Source organism: Mannheimia granulomatis (assembly GCF_013377255.1).
In the GTDB taxonomy this organism is placed as follows: Bacteria; Pseudomonadota; Gammaproteobacteria; order Enterobacterales; family Pasteurellaceae; genus Mannheimia; species Mannheimia granulomatis.
Genome location: NZ_CP016614.1, coordinates 2,068,542 through 2,089,366, shown reverse-complemented (window position 1 = coordinate 2,089,366; position 20,825 = coordinate 2,068,542). Strand labels below are relative to the sequence as shown.

Below are 20,825 nucleotides of genomic sequence, written 5' to 3'. Positions count from 1 at the left end.
TTACAAGCGGTTGAATTTTACAAATTTTTTACCAAATTTAACCGCTTGATAACTTGCAACTGGAAGTAGCATTACTCACTCGGCTCACGTTTTCTTAAAAAAGTAGCGAATCTTGGTTTGCCGGATTCTGTTAAGCCTCTGTATTTATATGTGATGATTGACCCAATGGGGGGAGGATTTTCACGATCTTTATCTTTGAAACCGGAGCCGATACGAAAACGCCCTCGATGATTTTCACAGCTTATAGCCCCCAGTTTGTCGGCATATTTACCTTTGCCTTTATAGTGAGCAATAACGGTACATTCTTCATCGAATACAGGCTTAATTTTTAGAATTTGGGCAGAACGCCCTTGAATGTAGTGAGCTTTCGGGTTGCGAACCACGACACCTTCACCACCTTTAGTTAAAATAGATTGATAAAATTGCTCAAGATGAGCTTTATCTTGAATTGGAATCTGCTCAATTATTTCAATATATGGAGTTGGGTGCTGGTTCAAATAGTGCTTTAATGAATTTAGCCGTTCAAATAAATCTCCACTCGCATTAGGTACATCAAAAACGTGCAATTTTAACTTATACCAGCCTTTAGGCTCGGTAGAGCGCACAATACTTGAAATTTCCTCGAATTTTCCTCGGTCGCTAAAGAGTTCACCATCAATTGCAAAGGGAGGGAAATTTTTTACAAAATAATCAGGCGGATTAAGTGGATAACCCTGGCGGCTGATAAGCTGTTTACCGTCCCAAAAGCCTCGTACGCCATCTAGTTTTTCGCTCATCACCCATCCCTCAATATCCTGATCTTTATATTGACCGAGTAACATTAAGTCTAATGATTTTGCGAAAAGAGTAGAGCTAAAACAAAATAGTAATAAGAGAAGTTTTTTCATAGTGCCTCCAAATATTGAAGGCACTATAACGGAAAGCAAAAAGTCGGTCAGAATTTAACACAAAATTTTCGAAGCAGATCGCAAAAATTTCTTCAAAACTGACCGCTTGTAGCGCTTAACGCACGCGTTGAATCAGAGCAGAAATATCTTCACTAAACACTTCTAAATTTGCCATTTCTTCAATTTGTGCGTAACTGTATTTTTTAGCATTATAAACCACGACTATACTAATATCACCTACTTGCAAGAAATTGCTCTCGCCAAAAGGCGTATAGCGGGTTGCTCCAATACTGATAATCGCCTTAGTCGGATAGTCCGATTGTTTAACCATTTCAGCGATATTGTTCATAGGCCCTTCATCAGCTTGATTATTCATTCGATCTACAATCCAATCCAACAATTTTTGATGGAAATAGCTATATTCCACCGCCGGGCTATCAATGCCATAAGCATTCAACTCGTCGTTACGCTTATGGAAGCAAGCGATATTATAATGATCTAAAGTCCCTTCCTTACTAAAAGTATCTAAAGGTAAGTGTGTTAAAGAAATCCCTTTAGAAGAAGCTCCCCAGTTTTTCTTTTCACAGATTTTACGAGCATTTGGACGACGAATAGAACAATCGTTATAAGCAGCAAAATGGGTAGGATGCAAGCCTACAACCTTATTAGCTTGGTATTTGATATCACAAATTAAGGCGATTTCCGGCTCAATTTGCAGATTATCTGCATCTTGTGGAAAATTAATTGCATCGCTTGAAAGTGGGTAAGTTGCTAAGAACTGATAATCTCCTAGATTATCAGACGGTACATAAAACGGAAAAATTGCTTTTGGCTGGATAGCTTCCACTGTTTTCACTTTCATGAAATCAGCTGCCTCACCTGCTTGTTCCAAATGCCCGGCAAAATTGCCGGCAACGCCTAAGCCGATAAAGTGTTGATTCATCATAGATAATCTCCTGTTATTGTAATTGAATAACTAATTATTGATTATAGTCTCTTTATAAATAAGTATAAAACGAACGAATAGTGATTAATATATAAATTAATCAACTTGTTGAAAAGATCACCAAGCGGCAATATTTTTCAATTTTTTTACAATTTTTGCTTGCGTTCATTTTATTTTTCCCTATAATACGCACCACACAACGACGCGCTGTTGTGAACGGTTTGTTTAGATTGCAGTGCGTCGTTTTATTTTGTTCTTTAAAAATTTATCAGACAATCTGTGTGGGCACTTGTTGATTGACTTGATTTTAGAAATATTTTTTAATTTTGAAGTCTTAATAGGTGCTTAACTAGAAATTCATTTAAACTTTTTTAAGTTTACTTATAAGTTGACTTATTAAAGTGTGATTTTTATGTCAGTACATATTGAGCGATTAAACTTTTTGAATTGAAGAGTTTGATCATGGCTCAGATTGAACGCTGGCGGCAGGCTTAACACATGCAAGTCGAACGGTAACAGATTAGTACTTGTACTAATGCTGACGAGTGGCGGACGGGTGAGTAATGCTTGGGAATCTGGCTTATGGAGGGGGATAACTACTGGAAACGGTAGCTAATACCGCGTAATGTCTGTGGACTAAAGGGTGGGACCTATTGGCCACCTGCCATAAGATGAGCCCAAGTGGGATTAGGTAGTTGGTGAGGTAAAGGCTCACCAAGCCCACGATCTCTAGCTGGTCTGAGAGGATGACCAGCCACACTGGAACTGAGACACGGTCCAGACTCCTACGGGAGGCAGCAGTGGGGAATATTGCACAATGGGGGGAATCCTGATGCAGCCATGCCGCGTGAATGAAGAAGGCCTTCGGGTTGTAAAGTTCTTTCGGTAGCGAGGAAGGTGATTGTTTTAATAGAACAATCAATTGACGTTAACTACAGAAGAAGCACCGGCTAACTCCGTGCCAGCAGCCGCGGTAATACGGGGGGTGCGAGCGTTAATCGGAATAACTGGGCGTAAAGGGCACGCAGGCGGACTTTTAAGTGAGGTGTGAAATCCCCGGGCTTAACCTGGGAATTGCATTTCAGACTGGGAGTCTAGAGTACTTTAGGGAGGGGTAGAATTCCACGTGTAGCGGTGAAATGCGTAGAGATGTGGAGGAATACCGAAGGCGAAGGCAGCCCCTTGGGAATGTACTGACGCTCATGTGCGAAAGCGTGGGGAGCAAACAGGATTAGATACCCTGGTAGTCCACGCCGTAAACGCTGTCGATTTGGGGATTGGGCTTTGAGCTTGGTGCCCGTAGCTAACGTGATAAATCGACCGCCTGGGGAGTACGGCCGCAAGGTTAAAACTCAAATGAATTGACGGGGGCCCGCACAAGCGGTGGAGCATGTGGTTTAATTCGATGCAACGCGAAGAACCTTACCTACTCTTGACATCCAGAGAAGCTTGCAGAGATGCGAGTGTGCCTTCGGGAGCTCTGAGACAGGTGCTGCATGGCTGTCGTCAGCTCGTGTTGTGAAATGTTGGGTTAAGTCCCGCAACGAGCGCAACCCTTATCCTTTGTTGCCAGCGATTCGGTCGGGAACTCAAAGGAGACTGCCGGTGATAAACCGGAGGAAGGTGGGGATGACGTCAAGTCATCATGGCCCTTACGAGTAGGGCTACACACGTGCTACAATGGCGTATACAGAGGGCGGCGACCCAGCGATGGTGAGCGAATCTCAGAAAGTACGTCTAAGTCCGGATTGGAGTCTGCAACTCGACTCCATGAAGTCGGAATCGCTAGTAATCGCAAATCAGAATGTTGCGGTGAATACGTTCCCGGGCCTTGTACACACCGCCCGTCACACCATGGGAGTGGGTTGTACCAGAAGTAGATAGCTTAACCGAAAGGAGGGCGTTTACCACGGTATGATTCATGACTGGGGTGAAGTCGTAACAAGGTAACCGTAGGGGAACCTGCGGTTGGATCACCTCCTTACCAAAAATCAAGGGTGAAGCTAAGCGAGAGCGAGGTGGAGCTAGAGCGACAGCAAGTGTTCACACAGATTGTTTGATAGATAAGCGCAGGACAAGAGATGAATGAAAGTTAGGCATTCAAGCGGTTGAAATCTTGCAAGATTTTGCAAAAATCGCTAGAATATTTAACCCGAAAATGGCAAAGCGGAAAGCATCTTTAAATGTTGTCCCCATCGTCTAGAGGCCTAGGACATCGCCCTTTCACGGCGGTAACCGGGGTTCGAATCCCCGTGGGGACGCCATTTAAAGATGATTTTTATTGTCTTAATGTTCTTTAAAAATTGAGAAACAAGCTGAAAAACTGAGAGATTTTCGAAAGAAAGTCTGAGTAGTTAAAAAATCTTGAGTGAACAAAAGCACTCAAGTGTTTAGTTGAATAATATCGCTTCAAATCAATTCATTTGATTTGTTTAAATGAAAACATTTGAGGTTGTATAGTTAAGTGACTAAGCGTACACGGTGGATGCCTTGGCAATCAGAGGCGAAGAAGGACGTGCTAATCTGCGAAAAGCTTGGATGAGTTGATAAGAAGCGTTTAATCCAAGATATCCGAATGGGGAAACCCAGTAGATGAAGAATCTACTATCACCCAGTGAATACATAGCTGTGTGAAGCAAACCGGGAGAACTGAAACATCTAAGTACCCCGAGGAAAAGAAATCAACCGAGATTTCGTTAGTAGCGGCGAGCGAACGCGAAGGAGCCTGTCAGTGATAGCAGAGTTGTTAGAGGAATTGGCTGGGAAGCCAAATCATAGAGGGTGATAGTCCCGTACTCGAAAATGACATTGTGGTACTAAGCTGACGATAAGTAGGGCGGGACACGAGAAATCCTGTTTGAAGAAGGGGGGACCATCCTCCAAGGCTAAATACTCCTGATTGACCGATAGTGAACCAGTACTGTGAAGGAAAGGCGAAAAGAACCCCGGTGAGGGGAGTGAAATAGAACCTGAAACCGTGTACGTACAAGCAGTGGGAGCAAGCGTAAGTTTGTGACTGCGTACCTTTTGTATAATGGGTCAGCGACTTATATTTTGTAGCGAGGTTAACCGAATAGGGGAGCCGAAGGGAAACCGAGTCTTAACTGGGCGTTTGAGTTGCAAGGTATAGACCCGAAACCCGGTGATCTAGCCATGGGCAGGTTGAAGATTGGGTAACACTAATTGGAGGACCGAACCGACTAATGTTGAAAAATTAGCGGATGACTTGTGGCTGGGGGTGAAAGGCCAATCAAACCGGGAGATAGCTGGTTCTCCCCGAAATCTATTTAGGTAGAGCCTTGAGCGGACACCTTCGGGGGTAGAGCACTGTTTCGGCTAGGGGTCCATCCCGGATTACCAACCCGATGCAAACTGCGAATACCGAAGAGTGATACTCAGGAGACACACGGTGGGTGCTAACGTCCATCGTGGAGAGGGAAACAACCCAGACCGCCAGCTAAGGTCCCAAAGTCTATATTAAGTGGGAAACGAAGTGGGAAGGCTTAGACAGCTAGGATGTTGGCTTAGAAGCAGCCATCATTTAAAGAAAGCGTAATAGCTCACTAGTCGAGTCGGCCTGCGCGGAAGATGTAACGGGGCTAAAATATAGCACCGAAGCTGCGGCATCAGTCGAAAGACTGTTGGGTAGGGGAGCGTTCTGTAAGCGGAAGAAGGTGAATCGAGAGGTTTGCTGGACGTATCAGAAGTGCGAATGCTGACATAAGTAACGATAAAACGAGTGAAAAACTCGTTCGCCGGAAGACCAAGGGTTCCTGTCCAACGTTAATCGGGGCAGGGTGAGTCGGCCCCTAAGGCGAGGCTGAAAAGCGTAGTCGATGGGAAACGGGTTAATATTCCCGTACTTGGTGTAATTGCGATGTGGGGACGGAGAAGGTTAGGTTATCAGGGTGTTGGAAATCCCTGTTTAAGCCGGTAGGTGTGAAGACTAGGCAAATCCGGTCTTCTTTAACGCCGAGAAGTGATGACGAGGCTCTACGGAGCTGAAGTAACCGATACCACGCTTCCAGGAAAAGCCACTAAGCTTCAGGTTACACTAAACCGTACTATAAACCGACACAGGTGGTCAGGTAGAGAATACTCAGGCGCTTGAGAGAACTCGGGTGAAGGAACTAGGCAAAATAGCACCGTAACTTCGGGAGAAGGTGCGCCGGCGTAGATTGTAGTGTCTTGCACACGAAGGTTGAACCGGTCGAAGATACCAGCTGGCTGCAACTGTTTATTAAAAACACAGCACTCTGCAAACACGAAAGTGGACGTATAGGGTGTGATGCCTGCCCGGTGCTGGAAGGTTAATTGATGGTGTTATCGAAAGAGAAGCTCCTGATCGAAGCCCCAGTAAACGGCGGCCGTAACTATAACGGTCCTAAGGTAGCGAAATTCCTTGTCGGGTAAGTTCCGACCTGCACGAATGGCATAATGATGGCCAGGCTGTCTCCACCCGAGACTCAGTGAAATTGAAATCGCCGTGAAGATGCGGTGTACCCGCGGCTAGACGGAAAGACCCCGTGAACCTTTACTATAGCTTGACACTGAACATTGAATTTTGATGTGTAGGATAGGTGGGAGCCTTTGAAGCATGAACGCTAGTTTGTGTGGAGGCGTCCTTGAAATACCACCCTTTAACGTTTGATGTTCTAACGAGGCGCCCTAATCGGGTGTTCGGACAGTGTCTGGTGGGTAGTTTGACTGGGGCGGTCTCCTCCCAAAGAGTAACGGAGGAGCACGAAGGTTTGCTAATCACGGTCGGACATCGTGAGGTTAGTGCAATGGTATAAGCAAGCTTAACTGCGAGACAGACAAGTCGAGCAGGTGCGAAAGCAGGTCATAGTGATCCGGTGGTTCTGAATGGAAGGGCCATCGCTCAACGGATAAAAGGTACTCCGGGGATAACAGGCTGATACCGCCCAAGAGTTCATATCGACGGCGGTGTTTGGCACCTCGATGTCGGCTCATCACATCCTGGGGCTGAAGTAGGTCCCAAGGGTATGGCTGTTCGCCATTTAAAGTGGTACGCGAGCTGGGTTTAGAACGTCGTGAGACAGTTCGGTCCCTATCTGCCGTGGGCGTTGGAGAATTGAGAGGGGCTGCTCCTAGTACGAGAGGACCGGAGTGGACGCACCCCTGGTGTTCCGGTTGTGTCGCCAGACGCATTGCCGGGTAGCTAAGTGCGGAAGAGATAAGTGCTGAAAGCATCTAAGCACGAAACTTGCCTTGAGATGAGTTCTCCCCGACTATAAGTTGGTAAGGGTTGTTTAAGACTAAGACGTAGATAGGTAGGGTGTGTAAGCGGTGTGAGCCGTTGAGCTAACCTATACTAATTGCCCGAGAGGCTTAACTATACAACGCTCAAGTGTTTTTGACAGAAAGCGAAGAAACTAAACAAAAGAAACTAAACAAATCAACTCAGAATAAACAGCTTGTTTCGAATTAAAGGCAAAAGCCGAAGAAAGTAAAGAACAAACAAAACAATTTAGAAAGACAAAAGTAAAGACGAAGAAAGTCTGAATCATCGAAGATTTTCCTGATGTCGATAGTGCTGTGGTGCCACCTGAATCCATACCGAACTCAGAAGTGAAACGCAGTGACGCCGATGGTAGTGTGTGGATTCCGCATGTGAGAGTAGGGCAACATCAGGGCATTATTCAGCCGAGAGGCAAATAAGTAAAATCGACCCCAAGCTTAGCGATAGGCTTGGGGTTTTTGTTTTGAGGGATGTTTTTGGATTTTGTAAAATTATCATGAAAATAGACCGCTTGTATTCATTTCTTAACCACAAGCGGTTATTTCTAGCTAAAATTTTGTAAATCAGTAGTGAGATAATGTTAGGACCACTCTAAATTATAGGGTTTGATACCAATGTTTTGACTATTTAGGCATTGGTTAAGAGTTTGTATTTGATGACAAATAGTGTCGGTAACACGATTTGCTTGTGCAATTTTCTCTTCAGTGACTTTTGGATCCTTTTCATTGAATAAAATAGTATTGAGTAACCTTTCGGCATGCATACCATCTCGGCAGTAATGTAATACACCTACATCATTAAATGCTGTAGCAACAGAACTTATTTGAGTAGTAGCAATTCCTAAAGCCCCATCTTCTCCACCAAGTTCTCTAAAAAGTTGATGTTGTGGAAAGCCTCCGCAAGCGAGGAAAAAGGCTCGTCTAAATACAACATTGCCACCAGCTGTCATTTGCATATTTTGCCAAGCTAGTTCAAAATTCGGGTGTGAGCTATAGCGTTCAGGTAGATCAATCGGTTTTAGGGATAAACGGACCACGCTGGTTTCCGGCTTGAACTCAAATATCTTTTCAGCAACTTGTAATGCTCCGTTCTGGTAAGCATCATCAGCATCTAAAAAGGCGATAAATTCTGCTTCACTTTGTAATGCTCCCCAGTTACGCGCTTTTGCTACCCCACCATTTCTAGGCATTTGCTCTACTTGGATTTTATTTGGCACTTGTGCTTGCAGATGTTGAGCGAGTGCTAGCGTATTATCGGTTGAGCTGTCATCCACTAACCAAATCAGATTTAATTCAGGTTGGTTGAGGGCACTTTGTACCGCACGTACTAAGGTGGCTTCCGCGTTGTAGCAAGGAATAATGACATCAATCATATAAATTTTGTTCCTTGTTCACTGACCTCTAAAATTGAGGCGTAGTCTTTTTTCCAATCTCCTAATACTATGCGGGTAAAGTTTTGCTCTTTGTGAATTGCTTGGCGATGGGTATGTCCATGAATTAGCTGTACTGCATTAAATTTTCCCATGATATCTGCTGTAAATTGAGGATTAACATCCATAATATAGGCTGATTTGTGCTGTTTCTCTTGCTGACTTTTTGCACGAATTTTCCGGGCAATATTAATACGCCAAGAGAGTGGCAGGGAGAGGAAGAGAGCTTGTCGCCATTTTTGATGTACTTTCTTACGGAATTTTTGATATTTGATATCGTCAATACAGAGAGTGTCGCCATGGCAGAGTAAGGTTTGTTTGCCAAATAGATCGAGCAATTGATAATCCGGTAGAATTTCTATCCCTGTTTGTTGGCTAAATCGTTTGCCGATTAAGAAATCACGATTTCCGCAAATAAAATAGCATTTTACACCGCTTGTAGTGAGCGTTTTGATTGCGGTTTTGACTTGTGAGATGAGCTCAGATTCCTCATCATCACCAATCCAAAAGTCGAACAGATCCCCCAAGATATAAACCGCTTTTGCAAGCGGTGCTTTTTTTTGCATAAATTGCAAAAAATGCTGGGTGATTTCAGGTTGATTTTCGTTTAGATGGAGATCAGCAATAAAGTAGTAAATCATCGGCTATTTAGTATTAAAAAGAAAACGGTTTAATTTTTTACAAAATTAAACCGTTTGTCAAAGGAATTAAGTAAAAGAGATTAATCTTTAAAAATACCGCGAATCAGTTGTACTGATAAGAAGAATAAAAAGGCAAGTATTGCATAAAGTACGTAGGTCATAATGGGTTTACTCACAGTTTCAGCTTCTGCCAGTGGTTTGATTGAAACGATATTTCTAAATTCATTCAGCCAGTTGATTCTCCAGCCGTAATATTTTATTTGTACACGTTGCTTTTCATTAGCGTAAGCTTGAGCTTTAGCTTGAATGTCAGCAGAGCCAAATTTGAAATAAGGCGGCAAGCCCCAGCCGGTATCTTCATTACGATAGACCATCACTTTTTTCGTTTCAGGTTCTTCGGTAAATAAGAAATAGACATCGCGTACTTCACCATCGGCAGGATTAGATTTGCTGATAATGCCGTCTTTATCCATCCGGCGAACTTCCATACCAGTTACCACAGTATCTTCATAACTTGGCATAGCATAGTTTACTGCTCCACCAATGACAATAAAGAATGATAGTGAAACTAGAATTAAAAAATATTTGAGTATGGCTCTCATATTTGTTCCTTATAATTGAATTTTGAATAAGTGTTGCACATTTTCAGTTGTAATGCGAGCTAATTCTTGCGTTGATACACCTTTTAACGTCGCAACATATTCACAAGTTTCCCTTACATAAGCCGGTTGGTTCGGTTTGCCACGGTATGGAATCGGTGCAAGATAAGGAGAATCTGTTTCCACTAATAAACGATCTAACGGCACTTTTCGTACTACATCTCTTAGCTCTTCTGCGTTTTTGAAAGTAATAATACCTGATATTGAAATATAGAAACCCAAATCTAAGGCTCTTTTTGCCATTGTCCAATCTTCGGTAAAGCAATGCAATACGCCTTTACATTTTTCCGCTCCATTTTGTTCCAACATATCCATAGTATCCTGGCGAGCGGAGCGGGAGTGAATAATAAGTGGTTTATTTATCTTGTTTGCTACTTCAATATGTTGAATAAACAGTGATTGCTGCAAAGCTTTGGTTTCCGGAGTATAGTGATAATCCAGCCCTGTTTCCCCGACAGCGACCACTTGCGGGTCTTGTGCAAGTTTTAGCAGCTTATCATAATCAAAGGGCTCGTCTTCCACATTTAACGGATGAACACCACAAGAAAGCGAAACTTCATTGCGGTGTGCGGTTAAATTTTTCATTGCTTCAAAACGCCCAAGAGTTGTACAAACTGAAATAAAATGATGTACGCCACGTGCTTTTGCATTTTCAATAACTTCATCCACATTCTTGTGGCGTGTTTCGTAATCTAAAGAGTCTAAGTGACAATGTGAGTCTATAATAAATAAGTTTTCCATTTTTTCCTTTTGTTGTTTTAATGGCCTAAATGACTATTTGGACCAGAATTATTTACGATATTACTCAAAAATTAAAACCAACTTTGTTAAACAATCTAGCACCATTAGTTCTTGATTAACCGCATTCACTTCCCCTAAGTCACGCTGGGTTTGTTGGATAATATGATATCCTCGTAGTAAACCATGAACTGTGAGCTGCTGGCTAAAGGGTAAAATCCCGTTTTTTAAATCTGGGTTGATCCAACTCTCGGTAATTTCCATTTTGGCTTTTAAGGCGTCGCTAAAGAAACTTTCCAACCATTCGAGTTGTTGTAGAATCAGCTCTTTTTCACTATCAAAAGCAGTGAAAAGGAGCATCACATCTCGGCTTTTGTAGAATCGCCAGAAGGTTTGCAGGAACGTTTTACGTGCTGACAAGCGGTCATTTTCGATAAAAGTTTTGCAAATCAGTGGACGAAAATGGCAAAGACGAATTGCAATTTCTAAATTGTTTTCTGAAGTTGTTGAGCATTCCTGCTGTAACCATTCCATTGCTTGTTTAGTTTTCGGAGGGTTAATTACCCATGTTTGGCAACGGCTTTGAATCGTGGCTAAAACGGCAGATTGCAACGGGGCTTCCAGTAGGAAATAGACATTTTTATGTGGCTCTTCCAAAGTTTTAAGTAACGCGTTGCTGGCAGCTTCGGTAAGGCGATCAACACCTTGAATATACACAACTGTATTACCACCTTGTTGAGCAAAATTTTGTAGTTTGCCAAGCAGTTCACGCACTTGATCGATACCGATATCTTTGCCTTCGATAGAGGTTAAAAGATGAAAGTCGGGATGGTTGCCATTTTGGCTTAGTAGGCAACTTTTGCACTTTAGGCAAGGTTGGCTGCCTATTATCTCAGAGCAAAGTAGCCAGCTTGCGACCTCTCGAATCAGATTTTCTGTACCAAGCCCGATATCGGTTTTAAACAGTAGGGCGTGATGCCCTCTTCCTTTTAAAAAGGCGTGAGTGAGCTGAGCGTAGGTGTCGGTATGCCAAGGGTATAATGTCATCATAGTATTGCAAATTTTAGGAATTTTTCGACCGCTTGTTGGATGTCGGCAGAGACTTTTTCTATTGGCTGCTCAGCATTGATGATCACCGCCTTTGGATTATTTTGAGTTAAAACTAAATAACGTTCCCGAGTACGGTGGAAAAAATCAATATGTTGCTGCTCAATGCGATCTAAGGCTCCACGCCCTTTGGCACGTTCCAAACCAATGCTAGGATCAAGATCGAGATAAATGGTCAAATCCGGCTCGAAATCGCCCAAAATAGCTTTACCGATGGTTTCTACTAGCTCGATAAGCCCACGTCCCCCACCTTGATAGGCTTGGCTGGAGAGATCATGGCGGTCGCCTATTACCCATTTCCCACTGGCAAGAGCCGGTTGGATTACGGTTTCGACTAGCTGCGTGCGTGCTGCATACATCATTAGCACTTCAGCTTTGTCAGTGGTGGTTTCACCATCTACTCCTTCTTTCCACAAGGTGCGGAGCGTTTCGGCAATCGGTGTGCCGCCCGGTTCGCGGGTGGTGATAAAGTCAATACCATGGGCTTTTAAGGTTTCACACACAATCTTTTGTGCGTTGCTTTTGCCTGCACCTTCAAGCCCTTCGATAGTTATAAACTTTGCGTTCATTGTTGTTTTCATTATTTTCTTTCTCGTTCGATTTTCCGCCATTCTGCCACAGAGCGATTATGTTCTTCTAATGTGCGGCTGAATTTATGCCCGCCTGTGCCATCAGCTACAAAGTAGAGGTAGGAGGTATCCGCAGGATTGGCAACTGCTTTGATAGAAGCCTCACTTGGCATGCTAATCGGGGTAGGAGGTAAGCCCTCAATGACATAGGTATTATAAGCAGTCGGCTTAGTGATATCCGAGCGATAGATTTTTTCATCATAGCAGCCACATTTACCGTAAAGAATGGTTGGATCGGTTTGTAGCAACATTTTATGGTTTAAGCGGTTGATGAATACCGACGCTACTTGTGCGCGTTCGCCGGCAATACCTGTCTCTTTTTCGACAATAGAAGCTAAAATTAGCATTTCATAAGGATTTGCAAGCGGTAAATTTTCTGATCTATTTTGCCATGCTTGTTCTAACGTTGCTTTTTGCCTTTGATACGCTCGTTTCAGTAAGGCAAGATCAGTAGAATTTGGCGTATAGCTGTAAGTATCAGGTGCAATCCAGCCTTCTACTTTATCGTGAGGAATGCCAAGTAGTTCTGCAATTTCTTTTTCAGATTTATCTTTTAGCGTATGGTTTAAATAGTTGGCTTTGGCTAACTGTTCACGCCAGACTTTAAACGTTTTCCCTTCAATAAATTGCACATTTAACTGAACTTCTTTGCCTGAGCTTAAATGCGCCAATAATTCTCTAACAGTAGTTAAGCCATCCAATGAATAAGCACCTGCCTTAAATTTGCTTAGTTCCGGATATAAACGCATTAAATAGGGAAGTAGTTGGATATCTTCATGGGCAACAATGCCTTGTTGCTCTAATAAGGTTGCTAATTTTTGGCTTGAAACACCCTTCTCCAATACAAAAAGTTGGTTTGGTTGAGTGGTGATTGGGTGCTCGGCTAATGAGCTTAGCTTTTGGTAGCCGTAAAATAGCCCGCCACAAGCGATAGTGCCGGCAAGACCTAATGCAATAAGAAGTTTTTTTAACATTGAAAAAGAAAGATAGAATATAAAAGTAAAAATGAACTAAATTCTACTATAAAGCGGTCATTTTTTCAGAAAAATTTGCAAAATGAGAAATAATGGTGGGTCATGAAAGATTCGAACTTTCGACCAACGGATTAAAAGTCCGCTGCTCTACCGACTGAGCTAATGACCCGTAAAGAATTGTTTTGTAAGATGATGGTGGGTCATGAAAGATTCGAACTTTCGACCAACGGATTAAAAGTCCGCTGCTCTACCGACTGAGCTAATGACCCGTAAAGAGTTGTTTTGTAAGATGATGGTGGGTCATGAAAGATTCGAACTTTCGACCAACGGATTAAAAGTCCGCTGCTCTACCGACTGAGCTAATGACCCATAATCTTGCGTAACGAGGGCATATCTTACGGATTTTTGAAACTTTGGCAAGTTTTTTTTTAGAGAAATTGTGTTAAGTGTGCGGTTTATAAGCAATTTTTTGAAATTTTGCTCAAGCTTGCGTTTTTCTATACAAAATGAAAAGAGAACGGGCTTTTATCTTTTTCTGAAAATAAGCTATAATTGCCCTGTTTATTCACCTATTTATTATTTAGAAGGAAACCAAAATGGGCTTAGAGTTAGTACCCGCTGGTAAAGAATTACCAGACGATATTTATGTAGTAATTGAAATTCCGGCGAATTCAGATCCGATCAAATACGAAGTGGACAAAGAAACTGGTGCATTATTTGTTGACCGTTTTATGGCAACAGCGATGTTCTATCCAGCAAACTACGGTTATGTGAACAACACATTATCGTCAGATGGTGACCCGGTAGATGTATTAGTGCCAACTCCATACCCATTACAACCGGGTTCAGTGATCCGCTGCCGTCCGGTTGGCGTATTAAAGATGACTGATGAAGCTGGTGGTGATGCAAAAGTGGTTGCAGTTCCGCATACTAAATTAAGCAAAGAATACGACCATATTAAAGATGTAGGCGATTTACCTGCATTATTAAAAGCGCAAATCCAGCACTTCTTCGAAAGCTACAAAGCATTAGAAGCAGGTAAATGGGTAAAAGTAGAAGGTTGGGGCGATGTAAATGAAGCTCGCCAAGAAATTTTAGACTCTTTCGAACGTGCTAAAAAATAATTGTTGTTAATTTTAAATGCCAAGCAGGTTTGTTTGGCATTTTTTTATAGGATATAAAAATGAAATTCATCAAAAAATTAGGCTATGGCGTATTTTTAGCAGCAATGATTGCAGCTTGTGCCACAACAGAAAGCATTAACCAAGAAGCTGCTCAAAAATATGCTCAAGTCAAAGCTCAAGCTAGACAGCAAAATGCAATTGATGTTTCTTCCCCAACAGCAAAACGTATTCATGCTGTGTTTAATAAAACGAAGCCTTATGCGGAAAAAGCCAATGAAACGGGCGTGCCTTTCCAGTGGGAGATTACAGTCTTAAAGTCTGATGAATTAAATGCTTGGGCAATGCCGGGTGGTAAAATGGCATTTTACACCGGTTTAGTAGAAAGATTGAATTTATCAGATGATGAAATTGCTGTTGTGATGGGGCATGAAATGGCTCATGCGTTAAAAGAACACGGTAAATCAGATCGTACAGTAAGTGCGATTACCGGTATTGTCGGTGTAATTGCCGATGTAGCGGTAACAGCTTCAACAGGCGTAAATACGGAAGGTTTATTGAGTACAGGTGTAGATTTAATTGCAACTAAACCCTTCTCTCGCAGCCAAGAAACAGAAGCAGATGAGGTTGGATTGATGCTGATGGCAGAGGCCGGCTATAACCCATCAGCCGCACCGAATGTTTGGATAAAGATGAGTAAAGCTAACGGTAGTTCCGGGTTGTCGATTTTCTCAACTCACCCATCAAATGAAGAGCGACAAGAGAATTTGGCTCGCTTAGTGCCTGAGGCAATGAAAATCTATAACGCACGTAAATAGCAACAAGCGGTTGATTTTAGCTAATTTTTTGCAAAAGAAAATGCTCTTGAGCCACTCAAGAGCATTTTTGTTTATAAGGAGATTAGTAACGCACGAACCCCACTAATTCATACACCTTATCTAAAGTCGCTTTTGCTCTTGCTCGGGCTTTATCGGCACCTTCACGGTAGATTTTTTCAAGCAAGGCTTCGTCTTGGCGGTAGTGGTGGTAGCGTTCTTGCAAATTAGTTAAAAGTTCAGATACTTTATCAGCCACTTCGGTTTTGAGGTGGCCGTACATTTTACCTTCAAATTCAGCTTCTAATTCAGCGATAGTTTTGCCTGTGATAGCAGATAAAATATCAAGTAAATTGGATACACCGGCCTTATTTTGCACATCATAGCGCACTACAGGTGGTTCATCGCCGTCAGTCATTGCACGTTTGATTTTTTTCGCTACTGCTTTTGGATCTTCCAACAAGCCGATTACATTATTGCGGTTATCGTCCGATTTAGACATTTTTTTCGTTGGCTCAAGTAATGACATCACTCTTGCCCCCGATTTCGCAATAAAGACTTCCGGCACCGCAAATACAGGCTCAATCACATTACCCTCGGCATCTTTTTTGCCGTATAAGGCATTGAAGCGGTTGGCAATATCTCGGGTGATTTCCAAGTGTTGTTTTTGATCATCACCCACTGGTACTTGGTTAGCTTGGTAGAGCAGAATATCTGCTGCCATCAGTACAGGGTAGGTAAATAAGCCTACGTTCACATTCTCTTCATAACGGGCAGATTTATCTTTAAATTGTGTCATTCGACCCATTTCACCGAAATAAGTGTAGCAGTTCAATACCCAGGCAAGTTGAGCGTGTTCAGGTACGTGAGATTGAATGAAAATTGTGCTTTTATTAGGATCAATGCCACAGGCTAAATACAGGGCTAACACATCAAGAGTGGATTTGCGTAACGCTTCTGGATCTTGACGTACAGTGATAGCGTGTTGATCCACAATGCAATACACACAGTCATAATCATCTTGCATTTTTACCCAGTTGCGTAATGCCCCTAAGTAGTTCCCAATCGTTAATTCGCCGGAAGGCTGCACGCCACTAAATACAATAGGTTTGGTCATTTTATATTCTCGTTTTAATTGCAAAAAATTGTTGAAATTATACCGCTTGTTACCCCTATTCGCCTACAATTTTCAGCACGTCTTTAAATTCAGAGGTTACAAAAGTCGGGTTGGATTGTTCAATCGGGATATTGTAGTTATAACCATAAGTTAGGCCGACTACATCACAGCCGGCGGCTTTTGATGCGATAATATCGTTTTCCGAATCGCCCACGAATAAGAGTTCTTGCGGGGTAATGTCAAACTTTTCACAAATAAAGAACATCGGATCGGGGTGTGGTTTAATTTTAGGGAGCGATTGCCCGCCTAGCGTTTCATCGAATAAATGATAAATACCAAAAGCCGATAGCACAGGCTCAACTAATTTGGTCGGTTTGTTGGTAATAACCACCAGAGGATAACCTTTGGCTTTTAAGGCTTCTAAGGTTTCTTTTACATTGGGGAACAGTGTACTTTCTTCACAAACATAGATGGCATAATACTTATCAAAGCTGGTTCGCATTTTGACAAGCTGCTCGGCATCAAGGAGCCTGCCTGTATGGTTGATCGCATTTTGGAAGAAAATATCTGCACCCTTACCAATCCAAGTTAAGACTTTTTGTTGTGTAACCGTGGGTAACCCGGCTTCTAAAAACATCGCATTAGCGACTAAGGTGAGATCCGGCAAAGTGTTAATTAAGGTACCGTCTAGGTCGAAACCAATGACTTTATATTTTCTGTTCATCATCTTTCCTTAAAAATACAAGCGGTCGAAATTTGCAAATTTTTTGCTAAAACTGACCGCTTGTTAAATGGTTACTTCACTTTATTAGCTTTGTATGCCCATGCCATAATCAGGATACCACCAATAATCATTGGTAAAGAGAGTAGTTGCCCACGAGTGATTAGATCCGCACTTGTATTGACGTTGTGGTCGATTTCGCGGAAATATTCCACAATAAAGCGGAAGGTACCATAACCAATTAGAAACAAACCTGATACAGAGCCGGCCGGGCGTGGCTTTTTAATAAACCAGTTTAGGATAAATAGTAAAACGACACCTTCTAAAAAGGCTTCGTACAGTTGTGAGGGGTGGCGGGGAAGATAGCCACCGCTTGGAAATAATACTGCCCAAGGAACATCAGTTACTCGTCCCCAAAGTTCATCATTAATAAAGTTTCCTATACGTCCCATTCCTAGTCCGAATGGTACTAGAGGGGCAATAAAGTCAGCTGTGTTCCAGAAGCTGCGTTTTTGGCGGTATGATATCCAAATCATCGCTACAATCACACCAATTAAGCCGCCGTGGAAAGACATTCCCCCTTCCCAAATACGGAACAAATAGAGTGGATCTTGTAAGAAACGATCAAAATTGTAAAAGAATACATCACCAATGCGACCGCCTAATACGACACCCCAGAAGCAGGAATAGACAAGGGTATCTACTTGCTCGGTTGTCCAAACACCGTTGGAGTTTTTGGCTCGTTTCATCCCGAGCCAATAAGCAAAAGCAAAACCTGCCAAATACATTAACCCATACCAACGCAGGGCAATCGGGCCGATTTCAAACACAATGGGGCTGATTTGAGGAAATTGGATAAATTGTTCGTTCATGGTTTCCTTTATTTTAAGAACATATTAATTGCAATACAGACCAGTAATACCGCAAATGCCTTTTTGAGGATGGGTACAGGTAGTACGTTAGCGGCACTTGCGCCCATTTTTGAGGTGAAAAATGAAGTGGCGGTAATACCTAATAGAGCCGGTAGATAAACATAACCGAGTGAATAATCAGGCATTCCTTCCAAGCCCCATCCGCTCACTATAAAGCTGATTGTGCCGGATAAGCCTAGAAATGCCCCACAAAATGAGGATGTACCGATAGCACGTTTGATATCTAAACCGCGATCGCTTAAAAACGGTACGATAAATGCACCACCTGCAATACCAGCCATACTGGATAATGCCCCGATAATACTGCCACCCACCAAGGTAGTTTTTAGTGTAAGCGGTTTGTTTTTAGGTGCTTTTTTCAAAGAGAACAGCATTTTGCTGGCAAGATAAAGTACCATCACCGCAAAAATTTTGGACATTAATTGAGCATCTAAGTGGCTAATAATAAGTCCACCTAAAAAGACTGACACCATTAACGCCGGAATAAAAAATTTGCTGGTTTGCAAATCGACATTACCCAATTTATGATGGCGTTGTGCTGATGAAAATGCAGTAATGATAATAGTAGAAAAGGATGTACCTAATGCAGTGGACATTACATATTCAGGCGGAACACCTGATAGCGGTAATAAAAAAGCAAGGCTTGGTACAATGATTAGGCCACCACCGATACCGAATAAGCCTGCTAAAAAACCGACAAAAGTGCCTAAAAACAGGCAACTAAATAGAATGATCATTATTGTTTTCCCTTTTGATTATGTTGCCAAGGGCGATAGAGTTTACGATATTCCTGTTTATTCTCTTTAGTTGATTCCGATTGATTTTTTCTCACATTCGGATCTTTTTTATAGTCCGATTTCTCGTATCGATCGGATCTTATTTTTTCGTTTGGCTTATCGTCAGGCTTTTTCTGAACACCACTTTGTAATACAAGAGCAAATTCTTTCATTACTTTGCGATAAACATCTCGTTTGAAAGAAACTACTTGGCGAACAGGATACCAAAAACTTACCCAACGCCAGCCGTCAAATTCAGGGCTTTTTGTTGCTTTTAGATTAATTTGATTTTCATCACTGATAAGTTGTAATAAAAACCAACGCTGTTTTTGTCCGATACAGACCGGACCCGGGCTGTCAGAGCGTACCAAACGTTTTGGTAGCTTATATTTCAGCCAATATTTAGACGCCCAAAGCAATCGCACATCTTTTTTACTTAAGCCGACCTCTTCATAAAGCTCACGGTACATTGCTGTTTCAATGTTTTCTCCCTCGTTAATTCCACCCTGCGGAAATTGCCAAGAGTTCTGACCAAACCGTTTTGCCCACAGAACTTGCCCGTGCTTATTACAGATGACGATTCCAACATTTGGGCGGTAGCCATCGAAATCGATCACTCGACCACCTAATTTAATAAAATTTAGAATGAAAGAGATTGTTTCATACTTTGAGACATTGAACAACCTTCAGAAAAAGCAAAATAGAGATATTTGTAAAAAATTTCATTTTTTGTTCACAATTCTTAAGGGAATTATTCACCCCTGCGGTTTGTTGATAAAGTCAACGCTCAAAAAGTAATGCTTTTTCGCCGCTTGTGGATATTTTTGTGGATAACTTCTGATTTTTAACGGTATAAACTGAGGATAAGTAGCAGGAATATTGTAAATCCGAGACGATCTTAAAACCTAAAAACAAGATCTTTTTCTTGTACAATGATCTGGATAAACATCAAGATCTTGAGTTTTTTCCAACCGAAATTCGCGGAGTTTTTGAGTTGTGTGAAAGCTCCAATAATTGATGTAAACATGCGATTAAGTTATCCCCATAATTTGTGGATAAAGATGTGATAGTTTTTCAAAATAGGCGTGAATAACATTTAAAAAATGTTTTTAAAAATAAGAAATAATTAATTAAATCAATAAGTTAAGTAAGGGTTTTAAAGGCGTGGAAAGATAGATGATTTTTAGATTATTTTTTAGTCATTAAATAATGAATTTATTTTTCTTAATGCGTTTCTTTACTCTACTCATCCGATTAGATATAGTCTTAATAATAAATGAGAATTATTTGCTATAATGTGATTTTATCAAAATATAATTAAGATCAAGTTCTAATTTGATTAAATAAAAAGGAGAAAGTTATGTCTAGCTCAAAAATAAAAAACCTTAATTTTATTGATATTGTAGTATTAGCCGTGATCTTTTTTGGCACAGCGGTTGTTTCGTCTCTAATGGATTATTATCAGTTAAGGCAATTTGGGTTGGTAGGACCCGAAAATTTATCTATCAATGACATGGCAACTTATTCTGCTATTATTACGGAAGCTGTTTTATTAATTCTGGCAGGAATATATTTGCATTGGCGTAAATTCGATTTTAGAGTACTGGATTTCACCATAAATCGTTATACCTTGCCATACACACTCTTGCTGGTGCTGAGTGCAGGCCTGGTTGCAGATATTTATCAATACTTACATGCTTTCATAATACCTGAGCATTACCCTGAAACAGCATATGCTGCCCCAATTATACGTTATACGCCCGAATTAATATTAACGTCATTGTTTAATGGTTTTTTTGAAGAGATCTTTTTTATGGGGTTAGTATTTGTTGCCAAGCCTAAAATACTTCCAAAAGCACTGGCTTTTAGTATTTTTGTCCGTTTTATTTTTCATACTTATCAAGGATTAGCAGGAGCTTTAACCATTACTACCCTTGGACTTTCATTTTGGTTTTTTCGCCGTAGAATTAATATGTTGGTGCCTTTTTGTCTGGCACATGCAGTATTTGATATTTTTGGATTAAGTACACTTAGATTTCTATTTTTAGGCGAAAATTAATCTCTCTAAAG

17 protein-coding genes, 4 tRNA genes and 3 rRNA genes are annotated in these 20,825 nt (G+C 41.6%); 7 read left to right on the top strand and 17 right to left on the bottom strand.

What is annotated here, in order from left to right:
* Nucleotides 1-71: 71 nt before the first annotated feature.
* Both A6B41_RS09880 and A6B41_RS09875 read right to left on the bottom strand, forming a co-directional pair.
* Nucleotides 72-887 carry a DNA ligase gene (locus A6B41_RS09880; protein WP_027073645.1) on the bottom strand — a complete coding sequence of 272 codons (816 nt, stop codon included), beginning with the start codon at nucleotides 885-887 and terminating at the stop codon, nucleotides 72-74.
* Between the two features lie 115 nt (nucleotides 888-1,002).
* Entirely contained in the window at nucleotides 1,003-1,833 is an 831-nt protein-coding gene (locus tag A6B41_RS09875) for a DUF5718 family protein (RefSeq protein ID WP_027073646.1), read from the bottom strand.
* A gap of 444 nt (nucleotides 1,834-2,277) precedes the next feature.
* On the opposite strand from A6B41_RS09875, the gene A6B41_RS09870 reads away from it, so the two are divergent.
* From A6B41_RS09870 to rrf, 4 genes are all read left to right on the top strand, one after another.
* A 16S ribosomal RNA gene (locus tag A6B41_RS09870) occupies nucleotides 2,278-3,817 on the top strand.
* Nucleotides 3,818-4,021: 204 nt separating this feature from the next.
* Nucleotides 4,022-4,097, top strand: a tRNA-Glu gene (locus tag A6B41_RS09865).
* Nucleotides 4,098-4,291: 194 nt separating this feature from the next.
* Nucleotides 4,292-7,193: ribosomal RNA gene (locus tag A6B41_RS09860) — 23S ribosomal RNA — on the top strand.
* Nucleotides 7,194-7,374: 181 nt separating this feature from the next.
* Nucleotides 7,375-7,490: ribosomal RNA gene (rrf, locus tag A6B41_RS09855) — 5S ribosomal RNA — on the top strand.
* The 16S, 23S and 5S rRNA genes sit together here with 1 tRNA gene alongside, the layout of an rRNA operon.
* Nucleotides 7,491-7,676: 186 nt before the next feature.
* On the opposite strand, the gene A6B41_RS09850 is transcribed toward rrf, so the two are convergent.
* The 10 genes from A6B41_RS09850 to A6B41_RS09805 all read right to left on the bottom strand — a co-directional run bounded on the left by A6B41_RS09850 (nucleotide 7,677) and on the right by A6B41_RS09805 (nucleotide 13,642).
* On the bottom strand, nucleotides 7,677-8,468 hold the full coding sequence (locus tag A6B41_RS09850; protein WP_027073647.1) for a glycosyltransferase family 2 protein: 792 nt from the start codon (nucleotides 8,466-8,468) through the stop codon (nucleotides 7,677-7,679).
* The gene (gene lpxH, locus A6B41_RS09845) at nucleotides 8,465-9,166 is read right to left on the bottom strand and encodes a UDP-2,3-diacylglucosamine diphosphatase (protein ID WP_027073648.1); all 702 of its coding nucleotides are present in this window, start codon (nucleotides 9,164-9,166) and stop codon (nucleotides 8,465-8,467) included. The genes A6B41_RS09850 and lpxH overlap by 4 nt, the downstream gene beginning before the upstream one ends.
* A gap of 80 nt (nucleotides 9,167-9,246) precedes the next feature.
* Entirely contained in the window at nucleotides 9,247-9,768 is a 522-nt protein-coding gene (locus A6B41_RS09840; RefSeq protein ID WP_027073649.1) for a DUF1523 family protein, read from the bottom strand.
* Between the two features lie 9 nt (nucleotides 9,769-9,777).
* Nucleotides 9,778-10,566, bottom strand: coding sequence for a TatD family hydrolase (locus A6B41_RS09835; protein ID WP_027073650.1), 789 nt, complete (start codon nucleotides 10,564-10,566; stop codon nucleotides 9,778-9,780).
* A 60-nt stretch (nucleotides 10,567-10,626) separates the two neighbouring features.
* Nucleotides 10,627-11,610: a DNA polymerase III subunit delta' gene (locus tag A6B41_RS09830; RefSeq protein WP_027073651.1), complete on the bottom strand. Its 984-nt coding sequence runs from the start codon at nucleotides 11,608-11,610 to the stop codon at nucleotides 10,627-10,629.
* Nucleotides 11,610-12,239, bottom strand: coding sequence for a dTMP kinase (tmk, locus tag A6B41_RS09825; protein ID WP_027073652.1), 630 nt, complete (start codon nucleotides 12,237-12,239; stop codon nucleotides 11,610-11,612). The genes A6B41_RS09830 and tmk overlap by 1 nt, the downstream gene beginning before the upstream one ends.
* Nucleotides 12,240-12,250: 11 nt before the next feature.
* Nucleotides 12,251-13,273 carry an endolytic transglycosylase MltG gene (gene mltG / locus A6B41_RS09820; protein WP_027073653.1) on the bottom strand — a complete coding sequence of 341 codons (1,023 nt, stop codon included), beginning with the start codon at nucleotides 13,271-13,273 and terminating at the stop codon, nucleotides 12,251-12,253.
* 93 nt (nucleotides 13,274-13,366) lie between these two features.
* Nucleotides 13,367-13,442 (bottom strand) — tRNA-Lys (locus A6B41_RS09815).
* 24 nt (nucleotides 13,443-13,466) lie between these two features.
* Nucleotides 13,467-13,542, bottom strand: a tRNA-Lys gene (locus A6B41_RS09810).
* 24 nt (nucleotides 13,543-13,566) lie between these two features.
* Nucleotides 13,567-13,642 (bottom strand) — tRNA-Lys (locus tag A6B41_RS09805).
* Nucleotides 13,643-13,869: 227 nt separating this feature from the next.
* On the opposite strand from A6B41_RS09805, the gene ppa reads away from it, so the two are divergent.
* Both ppa and A6B41_RS09795 read left to right on the top strand, forming a co-directional pair.
* A complete protein-coding gene (gene ppa / locus A6B41_RS09800) occupies nucleotides 13,870-14,397 on the top strand; it encodes an inorganic diphosphatase (protein WP_027073654.1) in 528 nt (175 codons plus the stop codon).
* Nucleotides 14,398-14,456: 59 nt separating this feature from the next.
* Nucleotides 14,457-15,212, top strand: a complete 756-nt coding sequence (locus tag A6B41_RS09795; protein WP_027073655.1) for a M48 family metallopeptidase — start codon at nucleotides 14,457-14,459, stop codon at nucleotides 15,210-15,212.
* 82 nt (nucleotides 15,213-15,294) lie between these two features.
* Here the strand turns inward: A6B41_RS09795 and trpS are convergent, their stop codons facing one another.
* The 5 genes from trpS to rppH all read right to left on the bottom strand — a co-directional run bounded on the left by trpS (nucleotide 15,295) and on the right by rppH (nucleotide 19,372).
* On the bottom strand, nucleotides 15,295-16,326 hold the full coding sequence (gene trpS, locus A6B41_RS09790) for a tryptophan--tRNA ligase (protein ID WP_027073656.1): 1,032 nt from the start codon (nucleotides 16,324-16,326) through the stop codon (nucleotides 15,295-15,297).
* A 55-nt stretch (nucleotides 16,327-16,381) separates the two neighbouring features.
* The gene (locus A6B41_RS09785; protein ID WP_027073657.1) at nucleotides 16,382-17,050 is read right to left on the bottom strand and encodes a phosphoglycolate phosphatase; all 669 of its coding nucleotides are present in this window, start codon (nucleotides 17,048-17,050) and stop codon (nucleotides 16,382-16,384) included.
* 71 nt (nucleotides 17,051-17,121) lie between these two features.
* Complete coding sequence (gene lgt, locus A6B41_RS09780) at nucleotides 17,122-17,919, bottom strand: prolipoprotein diacylglyceryl transferase (protein ID WP_027073658.1); 798 nt, start codon at nucleotides 17,917-17,919, stop codon at nucleotides 17,122-17,124.
* 8 nt (nucleotides 17,920-17,927) lie between these two features.
* The gene (locus A6B41_RS09775; protein ID WP_032847197.1) at nucleotides 17,928-18,716 is read right to left on the bottom strand and encodes a sulfite exporter TauE/SafE family protein; all 789 of its coding nucleotides are present in this window, start codon (nucleotides 18,714-18,716) and stop codon (nucleotides 17,928-17,930) included.
* Nucleotides 18,716-19,372 (bottom strand): RNA pyrophosphohydrolase, encoded by a 657-nt coding sequence (gene rppH / locus A6B41_RS09770; protein WP_027073660.1) that lies wholly within the window; start codon nucleotides 19,370-19,372, stop codon nucleotides 18,716-18,718. The genes A6B41_RS09775 and rppH overlap by 1 nt, the downstream gene beginning before the upstream one ends.
* Nucleotides 19,373-20,115: 743 nt before the next feature.
* Between rppH and A6B41_RS09765 the strand changes: the two genes are divergently transcribed.
* A complete protein-coding gene (locus A6B41_RS09765; RefSeq protein ID WP_027073661.1) occupies nucleotides 20,116-20,814 on the top strand; it encodes a CPBP family intramembrane glutamic endopeptidase in 699 nt (232 codons plus the stop codon).
* Nucleotides 20,815-20,825: the final 11 nt, after the last annotated feature.